Annotated in this window: 15 protein-coding genes and 1 pseudogene; 2 read left to right on the top strand and 14 right to left on the bottom strand. The window is 71.5% G+C overall.

Annotated features, from left to right (window positions below; all coding sequences use genetic code 11):
- Positions 1-4: 4 nt before the first annotated feature.
- Genes J7I98_RS15565 through J7I98_RS15555 form a run of 3 tightly spaced genes read right to left on the bottom strand, consistent with a single transcriptional unit; the run spans position 5 to position 1,672 of the window.
- A complete protein-coding gene (locus J7I98_RS15565) occupies positions 5-868 on the bottom strand; it encodes a tyrosinase family protein (protein WP_214921277.1) in 864 nt (287 codons plus the stop codon).
- A gap of 18 nt (positions 869-886) precedes the next feature.
- On the bottom strand, positions 887-1,414 hold the full coding sequence (locus J7I98_RS15560) for a tyrosinase cofactor (RefSeq protein WP_251020657.1): 528 nt from the start codon (positions 1,412-1,414) through the stop codon (positions 887-889).
- A gap of 45 nt (positions 1,415-1,459) precedes the next feature.
- Positions 1,460-1,672, bottom strand: a complete 213-nt coding sequence (locus tag J7I98_RS15555) for a hypothetical protein (RefSeq protein WP_214921276.1) — start codon at positions 1,670-1,672, stop codon at positions 1,460-1,462.
- A 218-nt stretch (positions 1,673-1,890) separates the two neighbouring features.
- Here J7I98_RS15555 and J7I98_RS15550 point away from each other — a divergent pair, with 218 nt between their 5' ends.
- Together J7I98_RS15550 and J7I98_RS15545 are read left to right on the top strand one after the other, a co-directional pair.
- Positions 1,891-3,225: a cytochrome P450 gene (locus tag J7I98_RS15550; RefSeq protein ID WP_214921275.1), complete on the top strand. Its 1,335-nt coding sequence runs from the start codon at positions 1,891-1,893 to the stop codon at positions 3,223-3,225.
- A gap of 230 nt (positions 3,226-3,455) precedes the next feature.
- Positions 3,456-4,706 (top strand): glycoside hydrolase family 26 protein, encoded by a 1,251-nt coding sequence (locus J7I98_RS15545; RefSeq protein WP_214921274.1) that lies wholly within the window; start codon positions 3,456-3,458, stop codon positions 4,704-4,706.
- Here J7I98_RS15545 and J7I98_RS15540 read toward each other — a convergent pair.
- The 11 genes and pseudogenes from J7I98_RS15540 to J7I98_RS15490 form a co-directional block, all read right to left on the bottom strand.
- The gene (locus tag J7I98_RS15540; protein ID WP_214921273.1) at positions 4,651-5,841 is read right to left on the bottom strand and encodes a GNAT family N-acetyltransferase; all 1,191 of its coding nucleotides are present in this window, start codon (positions 5,839-5,841) and stop codon (positions 4,651-4,653) included. The two genes, J7I98_RS15545 and J7I98_RS15540, sit on opposite strands and share 56 nt — an antisense overlap.
- Positions 5,841-6,533 carry a lipopolysaccharide biosynthesis protein gene (locus J7I98_RS15535; RefSeq protein WP_214921272.1) on the bottom strand — a complete coding sequence of 231 codons (693 nt, stop codon included), beginning with the start codon at positions 6,531-6,533 and terminating at the stop codon, positions 5,841-5,843. Before J7I98_RS15535 ends, J7I98_RS15540 begins: the two co-directional genes overlap by 1 nt.
- Positions 6,530-6,877: a glycosyltransferase gene (locus J7I98_RS41030; protein WP_374225129.1), complete on the bottom strand. Its 348-nt coding sequence runs from the start codon at positions 6,875-6,877 to the stop codon at positions 6,530-6,532. Before J7I98_RS41030 ends, J7I98_RS15535 begins: the two co-directional genes overlap by 4 nt.
- Positions 6,878-7,462: 585 nt before the next feature.
- A pseudogene (locus J7I98_RS15525) lies at positions 7,463-8,332 on the bottom strand (glycosyltransferase); the annotation flags it as partial.
- Entirely contained in the window at positions 8,329-9,012 is a 684-nt protein-coding gene (locus J7I98_RS15520; RefSeq protein WP_251020689.1) for a polysaccharide deacetylase family protein, read from the bottom strand. The gene J7I98_RS15520 and the pseudogene J7I98_RS15525, both read right to left, overlap by 4 nt.
- Before the next feature lie 94 nt (positions 9,013-9,106).
- The gene (locus tag J7I98_RS15515) at positions 9,107-10,795 is read right to left on the bottom strand and encodes a lipid II flippase MurJ (RefSeq protein ID WP_308377807.1); all 1,689 of its coding nucleotides are present in this window, start codon (positions 10,793-10,795) and stop codon (positions 9,107-9,109) included.
- Positions 10,796-11,379: 584 nt separating this feature from the next.
- Positions 11,380-12,723 (bottom strand): O-antigen ligase, encoded by a 1,344-nt coding sequence (locus J7I98_RS15510; RefSeq protein WP_214921269.1) that lies wholly within the window; start codon positions 12,721-12,723, stop codon positions 11,380-11,382.
- A gap of 2 nt (positions 12,724-12,725) precedes the next feature.
- Positions 12,726-14,237: an exopolysaccharide biosynthesis polyprenyl glycosylphosphotransferase gene (locus tag J7I98_RS15505; RefSeq protein ID WP_214921268.1), complete on the bottom strand. Its 1,512-nt coding sequence runs from the start codon at positions 14,235-14,237 to the stop codon at positions 12,726-12,728.
- Positions 14,234-15,442: a glycosyltransferase gene (locus tag J7I98_RS15500; RefSeq protein WP_214921267.1), complete on the bottom strand. Its 1,209-nt coding sequence runs from the start codon at positions 15,440-15,442 to the stop codon at positions 14,234-14,236. The genes J7I98_RS15505 and J7I98_RS15500 overlap by 4 nt, the downstream gene beginning before the upstream one ends.
- 240 nt (positions 15,443-15,682) lie before the next feature.
- Positions 15,683-15,952 (bottom strand): STAS domain-containing protein, encoded by a 270-nt coding sequence (locus J7I98_RS15495; protein ID WP_308377803.1) that lies wholly within the window; start codon positions 15,950-15,952, stop codon positions 15,683-15,685.
- Positions 15,953-16,084: 132 nt separating this feature from the next.
- Positions 16,085-17,362, bottom strand: coding sequence for a thymidine phosphorylase (locus J7I98_RS15490; RefSeq protein ID WP_214921265.1), 1,278 nt, complete (start codon positions 17,360-17,362; stop codon positions 16,085-16,087).
- Between the last annotated feature and the right edge of the window lie 70 nt (positions 17,363-17,432).

Here is a 17,432-nt window from a genome sequence, read left to right as displayed (position 1 = left end):
CCCCCTAGACGTAGCGGTACAGCCGCGAGTGGTCGAGGAGCTGCGAGGGCGGCACGTTCCACGGCGGCATCGGATCGTTGAGGGCGAAGACGCGCCCTGCCTGGGGATCCGATGCCGGCAGCTTCTCGCGCGGCAGGTAGCCGGACTGGGGGTGGGCCTTCTGCCATCGGTCCCAGAGCAGGTCCATGAAAGCGTGGTGGAGCCAGAAGACCGGATCGTTGGGAGAGGTGCCGCCCAGCATCAGGCCGCCGACCCAGCGGTGCACCCGGTTGTGATTGAGCCACCTGGCGCCCCCGTCGCCCTCCCACCCCTCGATCTTGTTGCGGAAGCCCGTGGTGACGGTGGAGTCCCACGGCGCGGAGTCGTACAGCGGGTCGCGCAGCGCCGCGACCACGTCCGCCCTGGTGGGCAGCGTGACCGGGTCGGCGGGGCGGTTGCCGAAGTTGCGGGTGAGGAAGCGGTTGTCGGAGACGCGCGTCTCGATGTTCCACTTGCCGTTGGCGTGGGCGAACGGCCCCGTCATGACCTTCCGGTCGCCGGTCCGGCCGTCGCCCCCGAGGAAGTCGTCCGCCCACAGCGACGCGGCGGGGGTGTTGTCCGTCGTCCAGTCCCAGTACGGAACCGACACCCCCGAATCGACGGCCTGCAGCTCGCGTTCGAACTCGAGGAGGAATTTGCGGTGCCACGGGAAGAAGGAGGGGGTCATATGGGCGGCCCGCTGCCGTTCCTCGGCATCGGTGACGTAGTACCGGCCGTGGATCCTGACGAACTCGTCGTACCGTCCGGAGCGCTTGAGCTCCAGGATGGCGTTGACCAGGCGTCTCTTCTCCGTACGGGTGAGGTTCCGCTGGTTCTTTCGGGTGTACACCGGTGTTGCCCTCCCGGTTCAGAGGCTGTGCGTGGGAGACATCGACAGCTGGGCGTCGCCCAGGGCGTCGACGGCGGCGCGCGCGACGTCGTGCAGCGTCGGGAAGGACTCGTAATGGTTCACCACGCTCAGATAGCTGCCGTCGGCCCGCCTCATGACGTGCAGTGGCCGACCGTCGATGAGGACCTCGACGCTCGGCATCGCGGGGACAGCTCTGGCACGGCCGGACCGGCCGGAGCCGCCGGTCCTCCTCGCCGTCCCCTGGATGTGCCGGCCGCGGTACGTCTCGGCGAACCGCTCCAGCTCCGGCCCCGGCGCGGGATCCGATCCGTTCGCCGCGTCCGCTCCGGCACCCGGTCCCGCTCCGGCACCGAGCCCGGGCCACGACCGGGGCCCGGCTTCCGGATCCTTGGTGAGGATCGGCGCAAGCGCCCCGGCAGTGCCCGCGACCATGCCGATCGCGAAGACCGTGCGCAGCACTGTGCGGCGAGTCGAAAAGCCCCGTCGCCGCATGGTCGTGGCGCTGCTGTGCTTGATCAGGCCCATGCCGTACACCCCTGACGATCCGGTGCTGACAACGACACCGCGACGCTACAACTGGCTCAGTCCCGAAGCGGCGGTGTCCAGGTAGCCCTCTCCGAGCGGCTTGTTCATGGGGGCCTCGACGATGTGGTCCGGCAGCGCGTTGGTGGCGGACGGCACGGGGGGCAACGACGCGTGGTCGGGCAGCAGGCGGCTCGTCAGCGGCTGGCCGGCGGGCACCGACGTCTCGGCGGCGGCAGGGGTGGCCACAGCCGCCGCCATGCATGCCATGAGTGCCGCTACAGAACCGCGGGTGGTCAACTTCATTGCTACGTACGCCCTCTCTGATTCACGGATGCTCTTTCGCCCTGCAAGAACGAGCCGGATGGCTGAACCAGTGCAAAGTTCCCCCGTCCGCAGCAATGCGGCGCGGAGAAGGAGCAGAGAATCCGTACGGCTTGGGCCAGCATGGCCGTCCGGAATCCAGGAGGGTGAAAGCAATGAACATCCATGTGCAGGCGTCCGCGGGGCACATTGGGCGGGTGCGGGGTGTCGATCTCGCCGACCCGCTGTTCTGGCAGTTGCCGCGCCCCGAGCGTCTGGCGGCCTTCGCGCTGCTGCGCCGGCTCGACACCCCCATGCGTTTCGGGGAGGGCACGGGCTCCTCCCGCAGCGCGGGCAAGGGCTTCTATGCGCTGGTCAAGTACGCCGACGTAAGGGAGGCAAGCAGGCTGCCGCGGCATTTCGCGAGCGCACCAGGTGTCACCACGCCGGAGCCGGCCGCATGGGCCAAGGCGGTGTTCGGGAATTCCATGGTCAACATGGACGGCGCCGAGCATGCCACGATGCGCCGCATCGTCTCCCACGCCTTTACGCCGCGCCTGCTCGCCGCGGCGGAGGCGGACGTACGGGAAGTCGCCGGGCGCGTCGTGGACAAGATGATCGCCCAGCGGCCGCACGACTTCGTCGCTTCCGTCGCTTCTCGCATGTCGTTCGACGTCATCTGCAACCTGATGGGGGTCCCCGAGCGCTACCGCACGGAAATCGCCCACCGCGTCGACCACGCGTCCGAGAACATCGGCGTGAAGCGCGGCGTACGCGCCAGATTCCGGGTGCCGGGGCGCGGGTTGCGCGCCCTGGCCCATATGCAGCTCGTCATGGCGAAACTCGCCCGTGAGCGCCGCCGCAACCCCACGGACGATCTCATCTCGGCCCTGGTGTGCGCGGACGTCGACGGGCAGGCACTCTCGTCTCGCCAACTCGGCGCCTTCTTCTCGCTGTTGCTGGTCGCCGGTGTGGAGACGACGCGCAATGCTATGGCCCATGGGCTGGCACTGCTGACCGAACACCCGGAGCAGTGCGCCCTGTTGGCGTCCGAATTCGACAAGTACGCCGATGGTGCGATGGAGGAGATCGTCCGCCATTCGACGCCGATCATCCAGTTCCGCCGGACAGTCGTCGGCGAATGCACACTGGGCGGGCGGGTGTTCGTGCCGGGCGAGAAGGTAGTGCTCTTCTACACCTCGGCCAATCGCGATGAAACGGTGTTCGCGAATCCCGATGCTTTCGACATCACGCGGAACCCGAACCCGCATCTGGGATACGGCGGGGGCGGGCCGCATTACTGCCTGGGGTCACATCTGGCGCGGCAGGAGATGAAGGCCCTGTTCCACGAGCTGCTCACCAGGCCGCGCGATCTGCGGGCGGTGGGAATCCCGGACCTGGTCGACTCGAATTTCGACAACCGCGTCCGTGCGCTGCCGTTCACTTTCTCAACCGGTGCCGATCCGGACCTGCCCCCTCCGCGCCACAAAACGGTGCAGCCCAAGGCCTGACCGGCCTTGGGCTGCACCGCTGCGAAAACTCACTTCCATGCGACACAGGGATCAACGACGCCGCATGGTCTTTGTTACTCCGTGAGCTGCCCACGATTCACCCGAACGGCCCTGATGGATGCCTTCTGTGTCGCCAATGGCCTACTGACGAGCACTCAGGCGGCCCATTAATAGGACTTCCTGCCTACTGTCGTATAGGTCGGTACGAGCGACAGGTCCTAGGAGGAGTCATGCCCAGACGGCGCCGTCTCACCGGCACCTGCATCGGGACGGTTGTCGTGAGCGTCCTCGCTGCCGGTGGTGTTCTCGGTATGGCGGGCGCGACGCCTGCCGGGGCCGAGCCGCCACCCCCGGCTCCCGTTCCCACTCCCCCTGCCGGCCGTGAGCCCGCTTTCGGCGCGTACCTCGACTACGGACCCGCCGGCATCGAGCGGATGGCCGAGCTGTCGCGCTGGCTGGGCGGCACGGAGGTGAAGGTCGGTCACACCTACCTGCCCGGCGACCTCTGGTCGAACATCGAAGGCCTCCCCGGATTCCTGGACGCGTGGGCGGACTGGCGACGCGGTGCGGACGACCGGATGTTCGTACTCAATGTGCCCATGATGGAGCGGAACGAGGCCCGCGTCTCCGACGACGAGGTCCGCGACCTGCTGCAGTCGGGCTCCGAGGGCAGCTTCGACCACCACTTCCGGACACTGGCGACTCGCCTGGTGGATCTGGGCGTGCCGGACACGGTGATCGTCCTCGGCTGGGAGATGAACGGCACGACGTACACGCACCGCTGCGGGCCGGACCCCGAGGCGTGGAAGGCGTACTGGAAGCGCATCGTCAAGACCATGCGGTCTGTTCCCGGCCAGAAATTCCGCTTCGACTTCGCTCCGAGCCGGGGGCTGGACGCGGTGCCCTGGACCGATTGCTATCCCGGTGACGATGTCGTGGACATCATCGGCATGGACTCGTACGACCAGCCTCCCGGTAAGAACTTCGACGACCATGTGAAAGATCCGTACGGGCTGCAGAAGCAGGTCGACTTCGCCGCCGAGCACCACAAGGCGATCTCGTATCCGGAGTGGGGGCTCTTCCGCAACGGTGACAACCCCGAGTACATGCGCCGCATGCTCGACTGGATCGACCGGCACAAGCCGCTCTACCAGACGATCACGGACTACTGTCCGCACGGCGTCTGGCAGTGCGACGAGAACCCGGAGTCGTCGGAGGTGTTCCGCTCGAAGTTGTTCGCGTCGCCGACACCGACACTTCCGCCCGAGCCGACACGTCCGCCCACGCCGACTCTGCCCGTACCCAGTCCCCCTGGGACGAAGCCGGACAAGCCCAAGCCGGACAATCCCGCGCACAAGCCGAACCCCGACGAGTGGTGCGTGCCCGTGAAGCTCGACGACTGGCTCAAACAGTGGGTGACGGACTTCAAGTTCTGCGTGAAGCTCCGCTTGCCGGCCGGCCGGCCCTCCCCCTCCCAGTAGCCGCCCGCAGGTCGTTCAGGCGGCCACGCCAGTGGCGCGCGGCCGGGAACCAAGTAGTCACGCTCTCCGCGACCCGGTCGCGCGCGGTCACTTGCAACCGGCGCAGACGCATCAGGGGTTCGAGGCCGGATCGGGCCAGCAGCAGGCGCTGGTTGGTGACCGTCTCGGGCCGCCACTGGTTCTTGTACGGCTCGGAGCCCCGCAGCAGGCTCAGCACGCTGCGGCCGGTGCCGACGGCCAGGTGCGCCTCCTGGCGCAGCAGCATTGTCGACACGTCCACCTTCTTCTCCCTGAGCCCCGGGTCGGCGCCGTACAGATAGCCGCCGGTCAGCCGGCCCGACTGGAGCGTCATGCTGACGGCCACCACGTCGCCGGCCAGCCGGAACTCCGTGACCGCGGCGTCGCCGTCCCTCAGCATGCGCCGGGTGGCGCGCGCCAGGTGCTCCTCGAAGCGCGGCCTGAGGTGCTCGACGTTGACGCCACGGCCCCGCCACTGGAGCTTGTGCAACCGCAGCAGATTGGCGACGGCGCCGGGCACTTCGGCCTCCCGCACCGCATGGCTCTCGATCTTCAGCGCATCGATGTGGCGCAGCTTGGCCCGTACGCGCTGCGCCCGGTTCGTCTGCAACCGCTTGACGAGCTCGTCGATGGGCTCGGCCGGGAGTTCCAGGCAGACCGAGTCGGTGAGGCGGCGCCGGGCTCCGGCCCAGGTGTCGTACAGCAGCTCGGCGGCCGCGCCCGGCCGTACCTCCCGGAGGTCGATCACCGCCTGCCGGGCGGCGCGGTCCAGGCCGCGTTCCAGGGCGATGATCGCGCTCTTCGCGTCCTCGTCGTCGACGAGGACGTCGAAGAAGTCGGAGATCGCGCCGCCCATGGGGACGAGCAGCGGCATCGGGCGGTGTACGAGCATCAGCGGCGCCGCACCGATCAGGCGCCCGTTCCGGCGGGCCAGTACGACGCGCAGCAGCCCGTTCGTCCCGTAGGACAGCCACCACGAGTGCAGCCAGGCGTGGCTCTGGAACGGCGTGGCGGTGGCGCAGCGGCGGTGCAGCGCGTCCCACTCCGCCTGGAGCTCGGCGAAGCGCCGGGGGTCGCGGCAGAGCGTGACGGCGAGCCCTTCCTGACGTGCGGCCATCACACCAGCTCCCGCTCGGAGGAGGAGGCGTTGTTGTGTGCGTGGTGCTGGTCCTGGCCTTGGGCCGGTGCGGGTACCGAGGCCGGTGCGGTGCCGCGCGCGCGGTGCGTGCGGCGCGGCCGTACGAGGAGGACAAGGCCGCCGATGAGACCGCCGGCGCACGTACCCACGGCCGCGCCGATCGGGACGGACGGGGAGGCCGGCTCCGTCGGGGTGATGGCCGGGGAGAAGACCAGCAGCTTGACTCCGGTGTTTTTGGAGATGTGATTGCTGCTCACGTAGACGGCGTTGGCGACGGCGTTGGCGATGTGCGCCGCCTGGCGCGGTTTGGTGGATGTGCCGGTGATGGCGATCATCGGCGAATCGGGAGACGTCTCGGTCTGTACGTGCGTACGGAGCGTGTGCGTGTCCGGTACTCCGGCGGCGCCGCGCGCGTAGGCGATGGTCGAGTCGCTGGTGGCGATACGGCCGTAGGCCTGGGCGTACCCGAGGGCCGAGCCGGGCTCGGCGTTCTGGGCGGGCACGGCGACGACGTAGCTGGTGGCGGCGTACTCGGGCGCCTTGAGGACGCCGTACGAAACACCGCACGCCGCGCCGAGGACTGCGCACAGGGGCAGGGGGGTGATCCTCGCGAGGAGCCGGCTGATCCGTCCGGGGGCGGCGGCGGGCTGCTGCTCGGGCGACTCGGTCATTGGCATGCTCCCTTGGTTGAGGGGGTGGTCGTGCTGGCGAGCGCGTGCGCGTAGACCTCCATGAGGCGTTCGCTGCTGCGCGCGATGTCGTAGTGGCTGACGACGGGGGGCGGCGAAAACCGGCGTACGTCGCCCTCCGTCCGCATCTGCTGCCGCTGCTGCTGGAGGGCCGCCGTCAGCTCGCCGGCATCGCCGCCGATGCGCCGGGCTCCCGGCGACTGACCGGCGGGGAGGTCGTCGATGGCCGGACAGGCGCTGTGCAGTACGGGCAGCCCGGCGGCCAGCGCCTCCACGACGGCCAGCCCGAAGGCCTCTTCGCGGGACGCGGAGACGAAGGCATCCATCGCGGAGAGAAGCGCGGGGATGCGGGGGGACAGGGGGCGCGCGCGGGCGGCGCGGGGGATGCCGCTGCGGGGGGCGCTGCTGCCGGGGGCGGCGTCGGCACCAGTACCGTCGGCCGCTGCCGGGCCGGTTGCGACGCACGTATGGCTGTACGGGGCGGCCCTGTCCGGCGTACGGCTGCGCGGGGCACTGCTGCCGGAGGCGCCGACCACTGCGTCGCAACAGCCGCTGCACCGGTCGCTGTCGGCGCGAGTACCGTCGGCGGCCGCCTTACCGGGTGCGACGAGGGTGCCCATGTCGGGCGTGCGGCTGCGGACGGCACTGCTGCCCGGGGAGGCGTCGGCACCAGTACCGTCGGCCGCTGCCGGGCCGGTTGCGACGCACGTATGGCTGTACGGGGCGGCCCTGTCCGGCATACGGCTGCGCGGGGCACTGCTGCCTAGGGCGGCGCCCACTGCGTCGCAACAGCCGCCGCACCGGGCCGCGTCGGTGGGAGAACCGTCGGCGGATGCGGGGCCGGTGGTCCTGTCGGGCGTACGGGTGCCTGGCACTGTGCTTGTGGCCGTGCGGATGCCGCCGGCCCGGGTTCCTGCGGCGCGTGTACGGGCCGCCGGCAGGCCGACGCCGGATTCGCCGGCTGATGCGTCGCCCGTACGGTCGGCCGGCGCGTCGTCGGACCTCGCCCCCTCCCCCGCGTCGCATTCGCCCAGGAAGCGGATCCTGTGTGCCGCGCCGAGCCGGGTCGCCAGGGTTCGCAGCGCGGGGCCTTCCGGGCCCTCGCCTGCCAGGAGCAGCCATGCGTCGGGCAGGGCCGCCACCGCGCGTACCAGTACGTCGAAGCGCTTTCCGGGGACCAGTCGGCCCACCCCGCCGACCACGAAGGCATCGGCGGGGATGCCCAGTTGTGTGCGGGTGGAGCGGCGGAGCTCGGGGTCGTAGCGGAAGCTCGCTGCGTCGATTCCGTTCGGTACGACGTGGATTCGCTCCGCCGGTACGCCCCAGTCGCGCAGGCGGGCGGCGACCGTGGCGGAGACGGCGACGGTCGCCGAGCCGAGGCGTTCGGTGCCGAGGTACAGCGCGCGCGTGCCCGGCGTCAGCGGGCGGCCCTCGATCTCCGCCTCGCCCAGCGAGTGCTCGGTTGCGACGGTCGCGCGGACCCCGGCCAGCCTCGCGGCGATCCGTCCGTAGACGCACGCGCGGTACAGGTGCGTGTGCACGAGGTCGTACCGTCCCCGGCGGATGAGCCGGGTCAGCCGCGGCAGCGCCGTCACGTCACGGTTGCCGATCATTCCGAGGTGCGTGACCCGGACGCCGTCCGCGCGCAGCCCTACCGCCACCGCGCCCGGATTCGTCAGCGTCACCACGTCGCAGGGCAGCGGAAGATGCCGCAGCAGCAGCCTCAGCTGCCGTTCGGCGCCGCCGACGCCGAGACCCGTGATGATGTGCAGCGCCTTCACCGGGCGGTCCGGCGGGCGAAGCGGTGCCGCAGGTGCTTCACGCCGAGGCGGACGCTCCGGTCGGCGTGACTGATGTGCGTACGGGGCAGGGCGTACGGGCCGAGCAGCGGGCCGGGGTCGATGGCGAAGCCGTACGTGTACCCGGCGTCGCGCACCGCGTCGGCCGCCCGCCGGTCGACGGTGCCGTACGGATAGCAGAAGGTGTCGGGGACAGTGCCCGTGAGGTCGCGGATCAACTCCCGGCTGTGGTGCGTCTCCTGGCGCAGTACGTCGTCGGAGGCCTCGGTCAGGGACCGGTGGTACAGGCCGTGCGAGCCGATCTGCATGCCGGACTCGGCGACCGCCCTGATCTCGTCCCCGGTCAGCAGCGGCTTGCGCGGGCCGAGCGGGTCCCACTCGTTGGAGCCGCCGAGGCGGCCCGGCAGGACGAACACGGTCGCCGTGCAGTCGTGCCGCCGCAGCACCGGCAGCGCCTCGTGGAGGAAGTCGGCGTAACCGTCGTCGAAAGTGAGGCCGACCAGGCCGCGGGAGCGGCCGGCCGCGTGGGCGCGCAGGAGCGTACCGACGTCGACGCCGGTGAGTCTTCGGCGGCGCAGGCAGGCCAGCTGGTGGTCGAGCCGGTCCCGGGCGACGGTGATGCCGTACGGGTCGTCCGTCGGGTCGCCCACCGAGTGGTACATCAGGATCCACGGCGGGGCATTGTGCGGAGGGCCGGCCTCGGCGGGCCGGGACTGGGGGTTGAGCTTGGGGGATGCGGCGCTACGGGTCGCCGTTTCAGGAGCCATGACGGAACCTCTGTCGGGTGAGGGCCAGCGCTTGAACGACCTCAGGAGCTCTTACGGCAACTCCGGTGAGGACGAATGCGGTAGGAACGAGGAGGCAGCCGACGGCCACACTCAGCAGGGCGTCGGGGATCAGCGGGCCGGTCGTCCAGCCCACCGCGCCCGCCACCGCCGCCGCCGCGGTCAGCCGCCCGAGTGCGGCGCTGACGGACCGGACGTGGATGGAGACCACGCGCGAACCGAGACCGCTGAGCAGCAGCAGCGCCGTCGCGCTGATGCCGGCGGCGTTGGCCGCCGCGATGCCGAAGACGCCGAAGCGGCCGACCGCGGCCGCGCCGACGGCGACGGTGACCAGGAGTCCGGTGGCCATCGCGGCGACCGGGTACCAGGTGGGCCGTCCCGTGGAGAAGAACGGCCTGCTCAGGGCGCCCGTCAGGCAGTGTCCGAGCAGCCCGGCGGCGTAGACCCGCATGACGGTGGCGGTCGTCGTGGTGTCCTGCGCGTCGAACGCACCCCGCTCGAAGAGGACTTCGATGATCTGGGGCGCGTATCCCAGGACGAGTGCGGTGCCGAGCAGGACGACCGCGCCGGCCAGCGCCAGGTCGCGTTCGACCCTGCGGCGGGCCCTTTCCCGTTCGCCGTCGGCCATCGCCTGGGCGACGACGGGGAAGGTCACCGTACAGATCATGAGCGACAGCGTCATCGGCATCTGCGCGACCTTCTGCGCGTAGTTCAGATGGGAGATGGCGCCGGCGGGCAGTGAGGAGGCGAGGAAGCGCTCCACGAGGACCTGGGACTGGCGGCTGAGCGCGAAGAGTACGACCGGGGCGAGGACGGCTGCGCCGAGCAGGGGGGCGGGGGTGGTCCGGCGGGGGCGGCGCGGGCGGCCTGGGCGGCGGAGGTGGCGGAGGTGGTGGAGGTGGTGGAAGGCGCTTCGGCGGTGCTTCAGCCGCACGAGGCTGGCGAAGGTGGGCAGTTGGGTCAGGATCATCAGCAGGCTGCCCACGGCGACCCCGGCCGCGGCGGCGCGCACCCCCCACAGAGAGTGCAGGGCCAGCATCGTGCCGATGATCCCGACGTTGTACGCGGCGTAGACGCCGGCCGGCGGGACGAACCTGCCGTGCGCGCGCAGGGCGGCGCTGAAGTATCCGGTGATGCCGAAGGTGACCACGGTCACCGCCGTCAGGCGCGTGCAGTCCACGGCCAGCCGGGGGTCGCTGAACCCCGGCGCGAGGGCCCGTACGACCAAGGGCGCCGCCAGGATCAACAGCCCGGCGGCGCAGGCCAGCAGGGCGAACAGCCGGGGAAGGCTGGCGGCGACCAGCGCGCGTACGGGGTCCTGCGACGGGGAGTGGCCGCCCTGCGCGCGGTGGGCGAGGGCGTAGCTGAACGCGGGGACGAGCAGCAGCGCCATCGCGTCCTCGATGAGGAGCGTGGACGCCATCTCGGGCACGGTCCAGGCGATCAGGAACGCATCGCTGTCGACGCTGGCGCCGAAGAGGTGGGCGATCGCCTGATCCCGCACGAGCCCGAGCAGCGCCCCTACCGCGGTCAGCCCGGCGGTTACCGCGGCGGCCCGGACGAGGAAGCGCCCCAACTGCGGCGGAGCGGGGGTGGCTGCTTTGGTGCCTTTGGCGGGCGATGCGGTACGCGATGCGCTTCGCGGGAGCGGGGTGGGCATGGGCGATGCGGTACGCGATGTCCTACCCGGGGGCGGGGCGGGCGCCGGCTCGGTGGCTTCGGGGGCGGTGCCGCGCTGGGGCGACCCCATCTCGGATGCCGCACTCGCGCCGCACGGCCCCTGCGGGCCTCCCGGGCTTCGTACGGCTGCGCCGGACTCCGTCCGCCGAGCTGCCGGGCGTGGCGCGGTGCCTTCGGCGGCGGTGCCGCGCCCGGGCGTCTCCTCGGGTGCCGAACGGGCGGGGGGGTGTGTTTGTACGCCGCCCAAACTGTGTTCGACACCCTGCGGGGAGCGCCCCTGCACGTCCCCTCCCGGCGGCTTCGTGTCGGCAACGGCGGGGGGCTTGTCGCGGTCCGTTCGCGGGTTCGCCGTGCCCCGCGTCGTGGCCTCCGAAGGCTGTGCGCTTCGCGGGAACGTGGTGGGTACGGACGTCGTGCCGGGGGGCAGTGCCGCGCTGGGGCGTCTCCTCGCGGGTCGAACGGTCGCCTGTGCCGCCGCACTGTGTTCTGCGTCCGGCACCTCCGCCTGCGACACGCGCGGCTCGTCCTGGACTGCGCACAGCACCTTGCCGGGGTCCTCCTGCGTCATGGGGTGACCGCCTCGTCCGGCTCCGCCAGCGCCCACCATGCCGCCAGGCCCAGCACCACTCCGGTCAGGACCGTCGAGGCGCCGCCGATGTCGGCGTACAGGAAGTCGACGGTCTGCCAGATCATCAGGCCGACGGCCACCAGGCCGCAGTCCGTGGCTCGCCCGCGGGAGTGGGTCAGTCTGCGCAGGCCGACCAGCAGGACCGCCGCCAGGCTGCCCACGAACGTGGTGAGGCCGATCAGGCCCTGCTCGCTGAGCACCAGCAGGTACATGTTGTGCGGCGAGAGCAGCGGCTGCTTCTGGAAGGTCTGGCCCGCGCCCGCCGTGTCGCTGCCCGAGGAGAGGCCGATCGACGCGTGCCCGTCGCGGTGGGCGGGGAATCCCTTGAGGCCGACCCCGGTGGCGGGCTCCTCGCGCCACATGCGGGCCGCCGCCGCCCACATCATGTACCGGTCGTTGACCGACCGGTCGGGGGCGTCGGTCACCTGGGTGATGCTGGTGAGGCGCTGGGAGATCATCTCGGAGCCGATGCCCAGGCCTCCGACGAGGATGACGGCGACGGCGGCGAGTACGGCCAGCGCGCGTACCGCCTGGCGCAGGCCGGTCAGCAGGATCACGGCGAGGGCGGCGACCGCCGTGGCGATCCACGCGCCGCGGCTGAAGGACAGCACCAGCGGGACGACGAGGGCTGCGGCGGCCGCGAGTGCGCAGGGGCGCAGCCAGGGGGGCGGGTTCGCGGGCGTACGGAGTGTCAGGGCGATGGCGGCCAGGAGGCCGTAGGCGACCACCGTGGCCATCCCCATGACGTCGGACGGGCCGAAGGTGCCCACGGCCCGGACGTCCGCGCCCATGTACGACGCGCCGGTCCCGGTGACGTACTGGTAGACCCCCGTCGCGCCCTGGAAGAGCGCCAGCGCGACCACGCACCAGGTGACGATCCGGAAGTCGCGCGCATCGCGGACCAGGAACACGACGGCGGCCGGGACCAGGACGAAGACCTGGAGGTAGCGGACGAAGCCTGGGAGGGCGGCCGCCGGGTCGGCGGCGGTGACCGTCGCCACGGCGAAGCCCACGGCGGGGATGCCCAGGACGGCGGCGGCGGCCGGTGTCAGCGGCCGCGCCCTGCGGTGCACCGCGTACCCCACGCAGAAGGCCACCGCGACGACCGACGCGACGTCGGCCGGGGTGACACGGCCCGTCGCTCCGGCTCCCGGGGTCTCGACCGGGGCCGTCAGCAGCAGCACGATGGCGATCAGCGGGAGGAGCCGGAACGGTGGCCACCACCGGTTGGTGCGCTCCTGCGGTACGAGGGCCGGCGCCACGGTCCATGCGAAGGTCATGCTCAGCTGCCTCCGAGCCGGAACAGGGAAGCGGCGGTGCGCGCGAGGATGCACACGTCCTGCCAGGGCGACCAGGTCTCGATGTAGTGGTTGTCGAAGCGGGCGCGGTCCTCGATGGAGGTGTCGCCGCGCAGTCCGTGCACCTGGGCGAGACCGGTGATGCCGACGGGCATCCGGTGGCGGGCCCGGTAGCCGGGGTAGCTGTGGCTGAACTTGTTGACGAAGTAGGGACGTTCGGGCCGTGGACCGACCAGGCTCATGTCGCCGCGCAGCACGTTCCACAGCTGTGGCAGTTCGTCGAGGGAGGAGCGCCGCAGCAGACTGCCGACGTGGCTCATCCGCCGGTCGAGTGCGACGCTCCAGCGCGTCGCGGACTCGTGCTCGTTGGCCGGGCAGAGCGTACGGAACTTCAGCAGGATGAAGGGCCGGCCGTGCAGGCCGATGCGCTCCTGCCGGAAGATGACGCCGGGTCCGTCGGAGAGCCGTACGGCGAGTGCGCAGAGCCCCATGACGGGTGCTGCCGCGACCAGGGCGACGGCGGCCAGCAGGGCGTCCATGGCCCGCTTGCCCGCGCGTGCGAACGGCCGGTGGAGTCCGGTGCGGAGCGGCTGTACGGCGAATCCCCACAGGTGGTCGGTGTCCGCTGTACGGCTGGGGGTGACCGTCCCGGCGACTGTGCTGTCGACCAGCCACAGCCGGCAGCCGTGCTCGGCGAAGAGATCGACGAGCGCGGCCGTGTCGGGGGCCGATGCGGGCGGGTGGGTGAAGACGGCGTGGCGCACGGTGTTCTGGACGACCGCACGGCTGACGTCCTCCAGGGTGGCGAGGACGGGCAGCGGCGCGGCCTGGGCCTGTGCGGCCCGCGCGGCCGCGATGCGCGCGGGCCCGTGTGCCGGGACCTGCGCGGTCCCGACCTGGCCCACCGGGCGCAGCCCGTACTCGGCGCGCTCGTACAGCGCCGCCGTCACGCGCCGCGCGACCTGCCCGTGGCCCACGACGAGCGCCGACTGCGGCCGCCGGGCGCCCGACCTGCGCCGGGCCTCGCGGACCACGGCCCGCCCTGCACAGCCGACGAGCGCCTGCGCCGCGACCGCGCCGACCAGTGCGGTCCAGCCGATGGCATACCGGGAGTCGTACACCATAAGGGCCTCGGTGGCGGCGAACCACAGGACCAAGGCCAGGACGAAGAGTGTCGGCAGTTCGGCGATCGCCGACGGGGACAGGCGCGGCCGGTAGAGGCCCCGGCAGCTGTGCAGCACCAGCTGACCCGTCACGAGCAGGGCGAACGCGGTTACGGGCCAGGCCGGTCCGGGCACCAGCGCCAGCGCCAGGACCGGCGCGAGAGCGTCGGCCGCGAGCAGTCCCGTCACGGGTCCGTGCCGGCGGATGCCGCGCGCGGGGAGCGGGGCGGCCCTGTGGCGGGCGACGCTCCGTTGCGGACGGATCGAGGCGGCCGGGCGCGGCACGGCTGCGGCCTGGTCGGTGTGGGGCGCGAATGCACTCTCCGTCGTCATCGCTTGGTGCGCGTCCTCGTCTTGGGCTGGGGCAGGCTGAGAAGTTCCTGATAGAGACCGGAGACGGCTGCCGCTGTCGTCCGTACGTCGCAGGCCGCCCGTGTGTGGGCCTGGGCCCGGCGGCCCAGGTCGTCCCGCAGCTTCGGGTCGGCCAGCAGCCCGGCGAGCGCCGCCGCGAGCGCCGCCGGGTCTTCGGGCGGTACGAGACAGTGCGCCGCGTGGCCGGGCGGCAGGCTCTCCCTGGCGCCGCTGACGTCGGACAGCACGACGGGCCTGCCGCAGGCCATCGCTTCGAGCGGGGCGAGGGCCATGCCCTCCCAGCGCGAGGGCAGTACGACTACGTCCGCCGCGTGGAACCAGGGGCGGACGTCCCGGCTCGCCCCCGCGAACAGCACGCCGGGCGGGGCAAGGCTCTTCAGAAGCTCCTGTTCGGGCCCGTCTCCGACCAGCACAAGGCGGGCGCCGGTCACCGCCGATGCCACCCGCTGCCAGGCGCGCAGCAGGATGTCCTGGCCCTTCTGCCGGCACAGCCGTCCGACGCAGACCACCAGCGGCGCCCCGGCAGGCATCCCGGACAGCAGCGGCAGGGCGGCGCGGGCGGGCGCGCGGCTCGTGCCCTCGTCGGGGCGGAAGTGGCGGAGGTCGATGCCGTTACGGATCACCGACCAGTGGGCGGCGATTCCGGCCTCCTCCCCCGCCCGGCGTTCGCTCTCGCTGACGCACAGCGTGCGGGTGCTCCAACGGGCGCCGTACCGCTCCCACTTCAGCGCCATGCCAGCCTCGCGGCCCTGTACGGCGTCGAAGGACCAGGCGTGCGGCTGAAAGACCGTCGGGACACGTCCGCGTACGGCGAGGCGGCCGGCGAGCCCGGCCTTGGCGCTGTGGGCGTGCACGACGTGGGGGCGGGCTTCGCGGATCAGGCGGGCGGCGGTCATGACTTCCCTGGCCAGTTGGGGGCCGGGGGCGCGTACGGCGGGCCAGGTGTGTACGCGCGCTCCGGCCTGGGCGGCCTCGTACGCCAGCGCACCACCCGGGGGGCAGGCCACGACGGTCCGCAGACCTTCGCCGGCCTGCGCCCGGACAAGGTCGGTGACAACGCGTGCGACTCCCCCCTCGACCGGCTGGACCAGATGAAAAACCGTCAGTTGGCTGTTCTCAGTCCAACTTCTTTGCAGCACGTGCGGCTCTCTTCGTACGTGGACCATAGAACTGGCCGAGAAAGTAACCGCGGATTTCGGCATTGAATCAGGGCGACAAAATCAGGAGTGCACTTTGGCAGAAAGCTAGTTGGAAAATCACGCCGAACTCGCCCGTACGGCCATTTGGATCGCGCCCGGATATACCTCTGTCAGGGCGCTGACGTGCACGATCATCCGCTGTGCGCTTCTGCGGAAATAGCCAATCGGGTGATCGCCGCAAAAGAAGTACAGTCCGCTGAACGGCCCCTATGCGACTTCGCCGAGCCCAAGGAGTTCAAGCAGCACCAGCAGTTCCTGCGGGGCGCCGCGCAGTCGCATTCGACAGCCCGCTCTGCGCGCGGTGAGGCGCAGCCGGGCCACTGCTTCGACGGCGGTGAGATCCGCGTCGGCGAGCGCGCCGACGTCGCAGATCGCCTCGGTGGCCGCGGACCCGTGCAGCAGCTCGTCGAGTGCGTCGCACAGCCTGGGTACGTCGCCCGGCGTCAAGCGGCCGGAGACGACGAGAACGATCGGCATCGGGGCATCCACACCAGGGAGACCCGCGCGGCGGCCGTAACTCATCGCCGCGCGCTCCCCGGGAAAACAGGACGGGACCGGTGGAGTGATCCACCGGTCCCGTTCAGTGCGGCACGGAGCTGTACGAAGCCGTCAGGCGATGCGGCCCAGGACGATCGGGTTCGGGGTGAACTCCGTGCCCTCGGGGGCGGTCAGGACACCGCCGTCGAGCGCCTCGAGGGCGTACTCGAACTTCTCCGGCGTGTCCGTGTGCAGGGTCATCAGCGGCTGGCCGGCCGTGACCTTGTCGCCCGGCTTCGCGTGGAGTTCGATGCCCGCGCCCGCCTGGACCTTGTCCTCCTTGCGGGCGCGGCCCGCGCCGAGGCGCCAGGCGGCCACGCCGACCCCGTAGGCGTCGAGGGTGGTGAGGACGCCGGTCGAGGTGGCGCGCACGATGTGCTGCTCGCGGGCGACGGGGAGCGCCGCGTCCGGGTCGCCGCCCTGGGCCCTGATCATGCGGCGCCAGACGTCCATCGCGGAGCCGTCGGCGAGCGCCCTGGCCGGGTCGGCGTCCTTCAGGCCGGCCGCGTCGAGCATTTCGCGGGCCAGGGCGAGGGTCAGCTCCACGACGTCCTGGGGGCCGCCGCCGGCCAGCACCTCGACGGATTCGCGGACTTCGAGGGCGTTGCCCGCGGTGAGGCCGAGGGGGGTGCCCATGTCGGTGAGGAGGGCGACCGTGCGCACGCCGTGGTCGGTGCCGAGGCCGACCATCGTGGCGGCGAGCTCGCGGGCGTCCTCGATGTTCTTCATGAAGGCACCGGAGCCGACCTTGACGTCCAGGACGAGCGAGCCCGTACCCTCGGCGATCTTCTTCGACATGATGGAGGAGGCGATCAGCGGGATGGCTTCGACCGTGCCCGTGACGTCGCGCAGGGCGTAGAGCTTCTTGTCGGCAGGGGCCAGGCCGTCGCCCGCCGCGCAGATGACCGCGCCGGTGGACTCCAGGACGTTGAGCATCTCCTCGTTGGAGAGCAGTGCGCGCCAGCCGGGGATGGACTCCAGCTTGTCGAGCGTGCCGCCGGTGTGGCCGAGGCCGCGTCCGGAGAGCTGGGGCACGGCCGCGCCGCACGCGGCGACGAGGGGGGCCAGCGGCAGCGTGATCTTGTCGCCGACGCCGCCCGTGGAGTGCTTGTCGGCGGTGGGGCGGGAGAGCGAGTCGAAGTTCATGCGCTCGCCGGAGGCGATCATCGCCGCCGTCCAGCGGGCGATCTCGGTGCGGTTCATGCCGTTGAGCAGGATCGCCATGGCCAGGGCGGACATCTGCTCGTCGGCGACCTCGCCGCGCGTGTACGCGTCGATGACCCAGTCGATCTGCTCTGGGCTCAGTTCGCCCCGGTCACGCTTGGTTCGGATGACGGAGATGACGTCCATGGAGTGGGTTCCTTCCGGCGTACGGAGAGTGTTTCTACGCGCATAGAGATGAGAAAACGCAGCGGCCCTT

Origin of the sequence: Streptomyces sp. ISL-98 (assembly GCF_018614055.1) — a bacterium.
Taxonomy (GTDB): Bacteria; Actinomycetota; Actinomycetes; order Streptomycetales; family Streptomycetaceae; genus Streptomyces; species Streptomyces spiramyceticus.
Note: the sequence above shows the minus strand (reverse complement) of the source record. Positions and strands in the feature narration are given on the sequence as shown.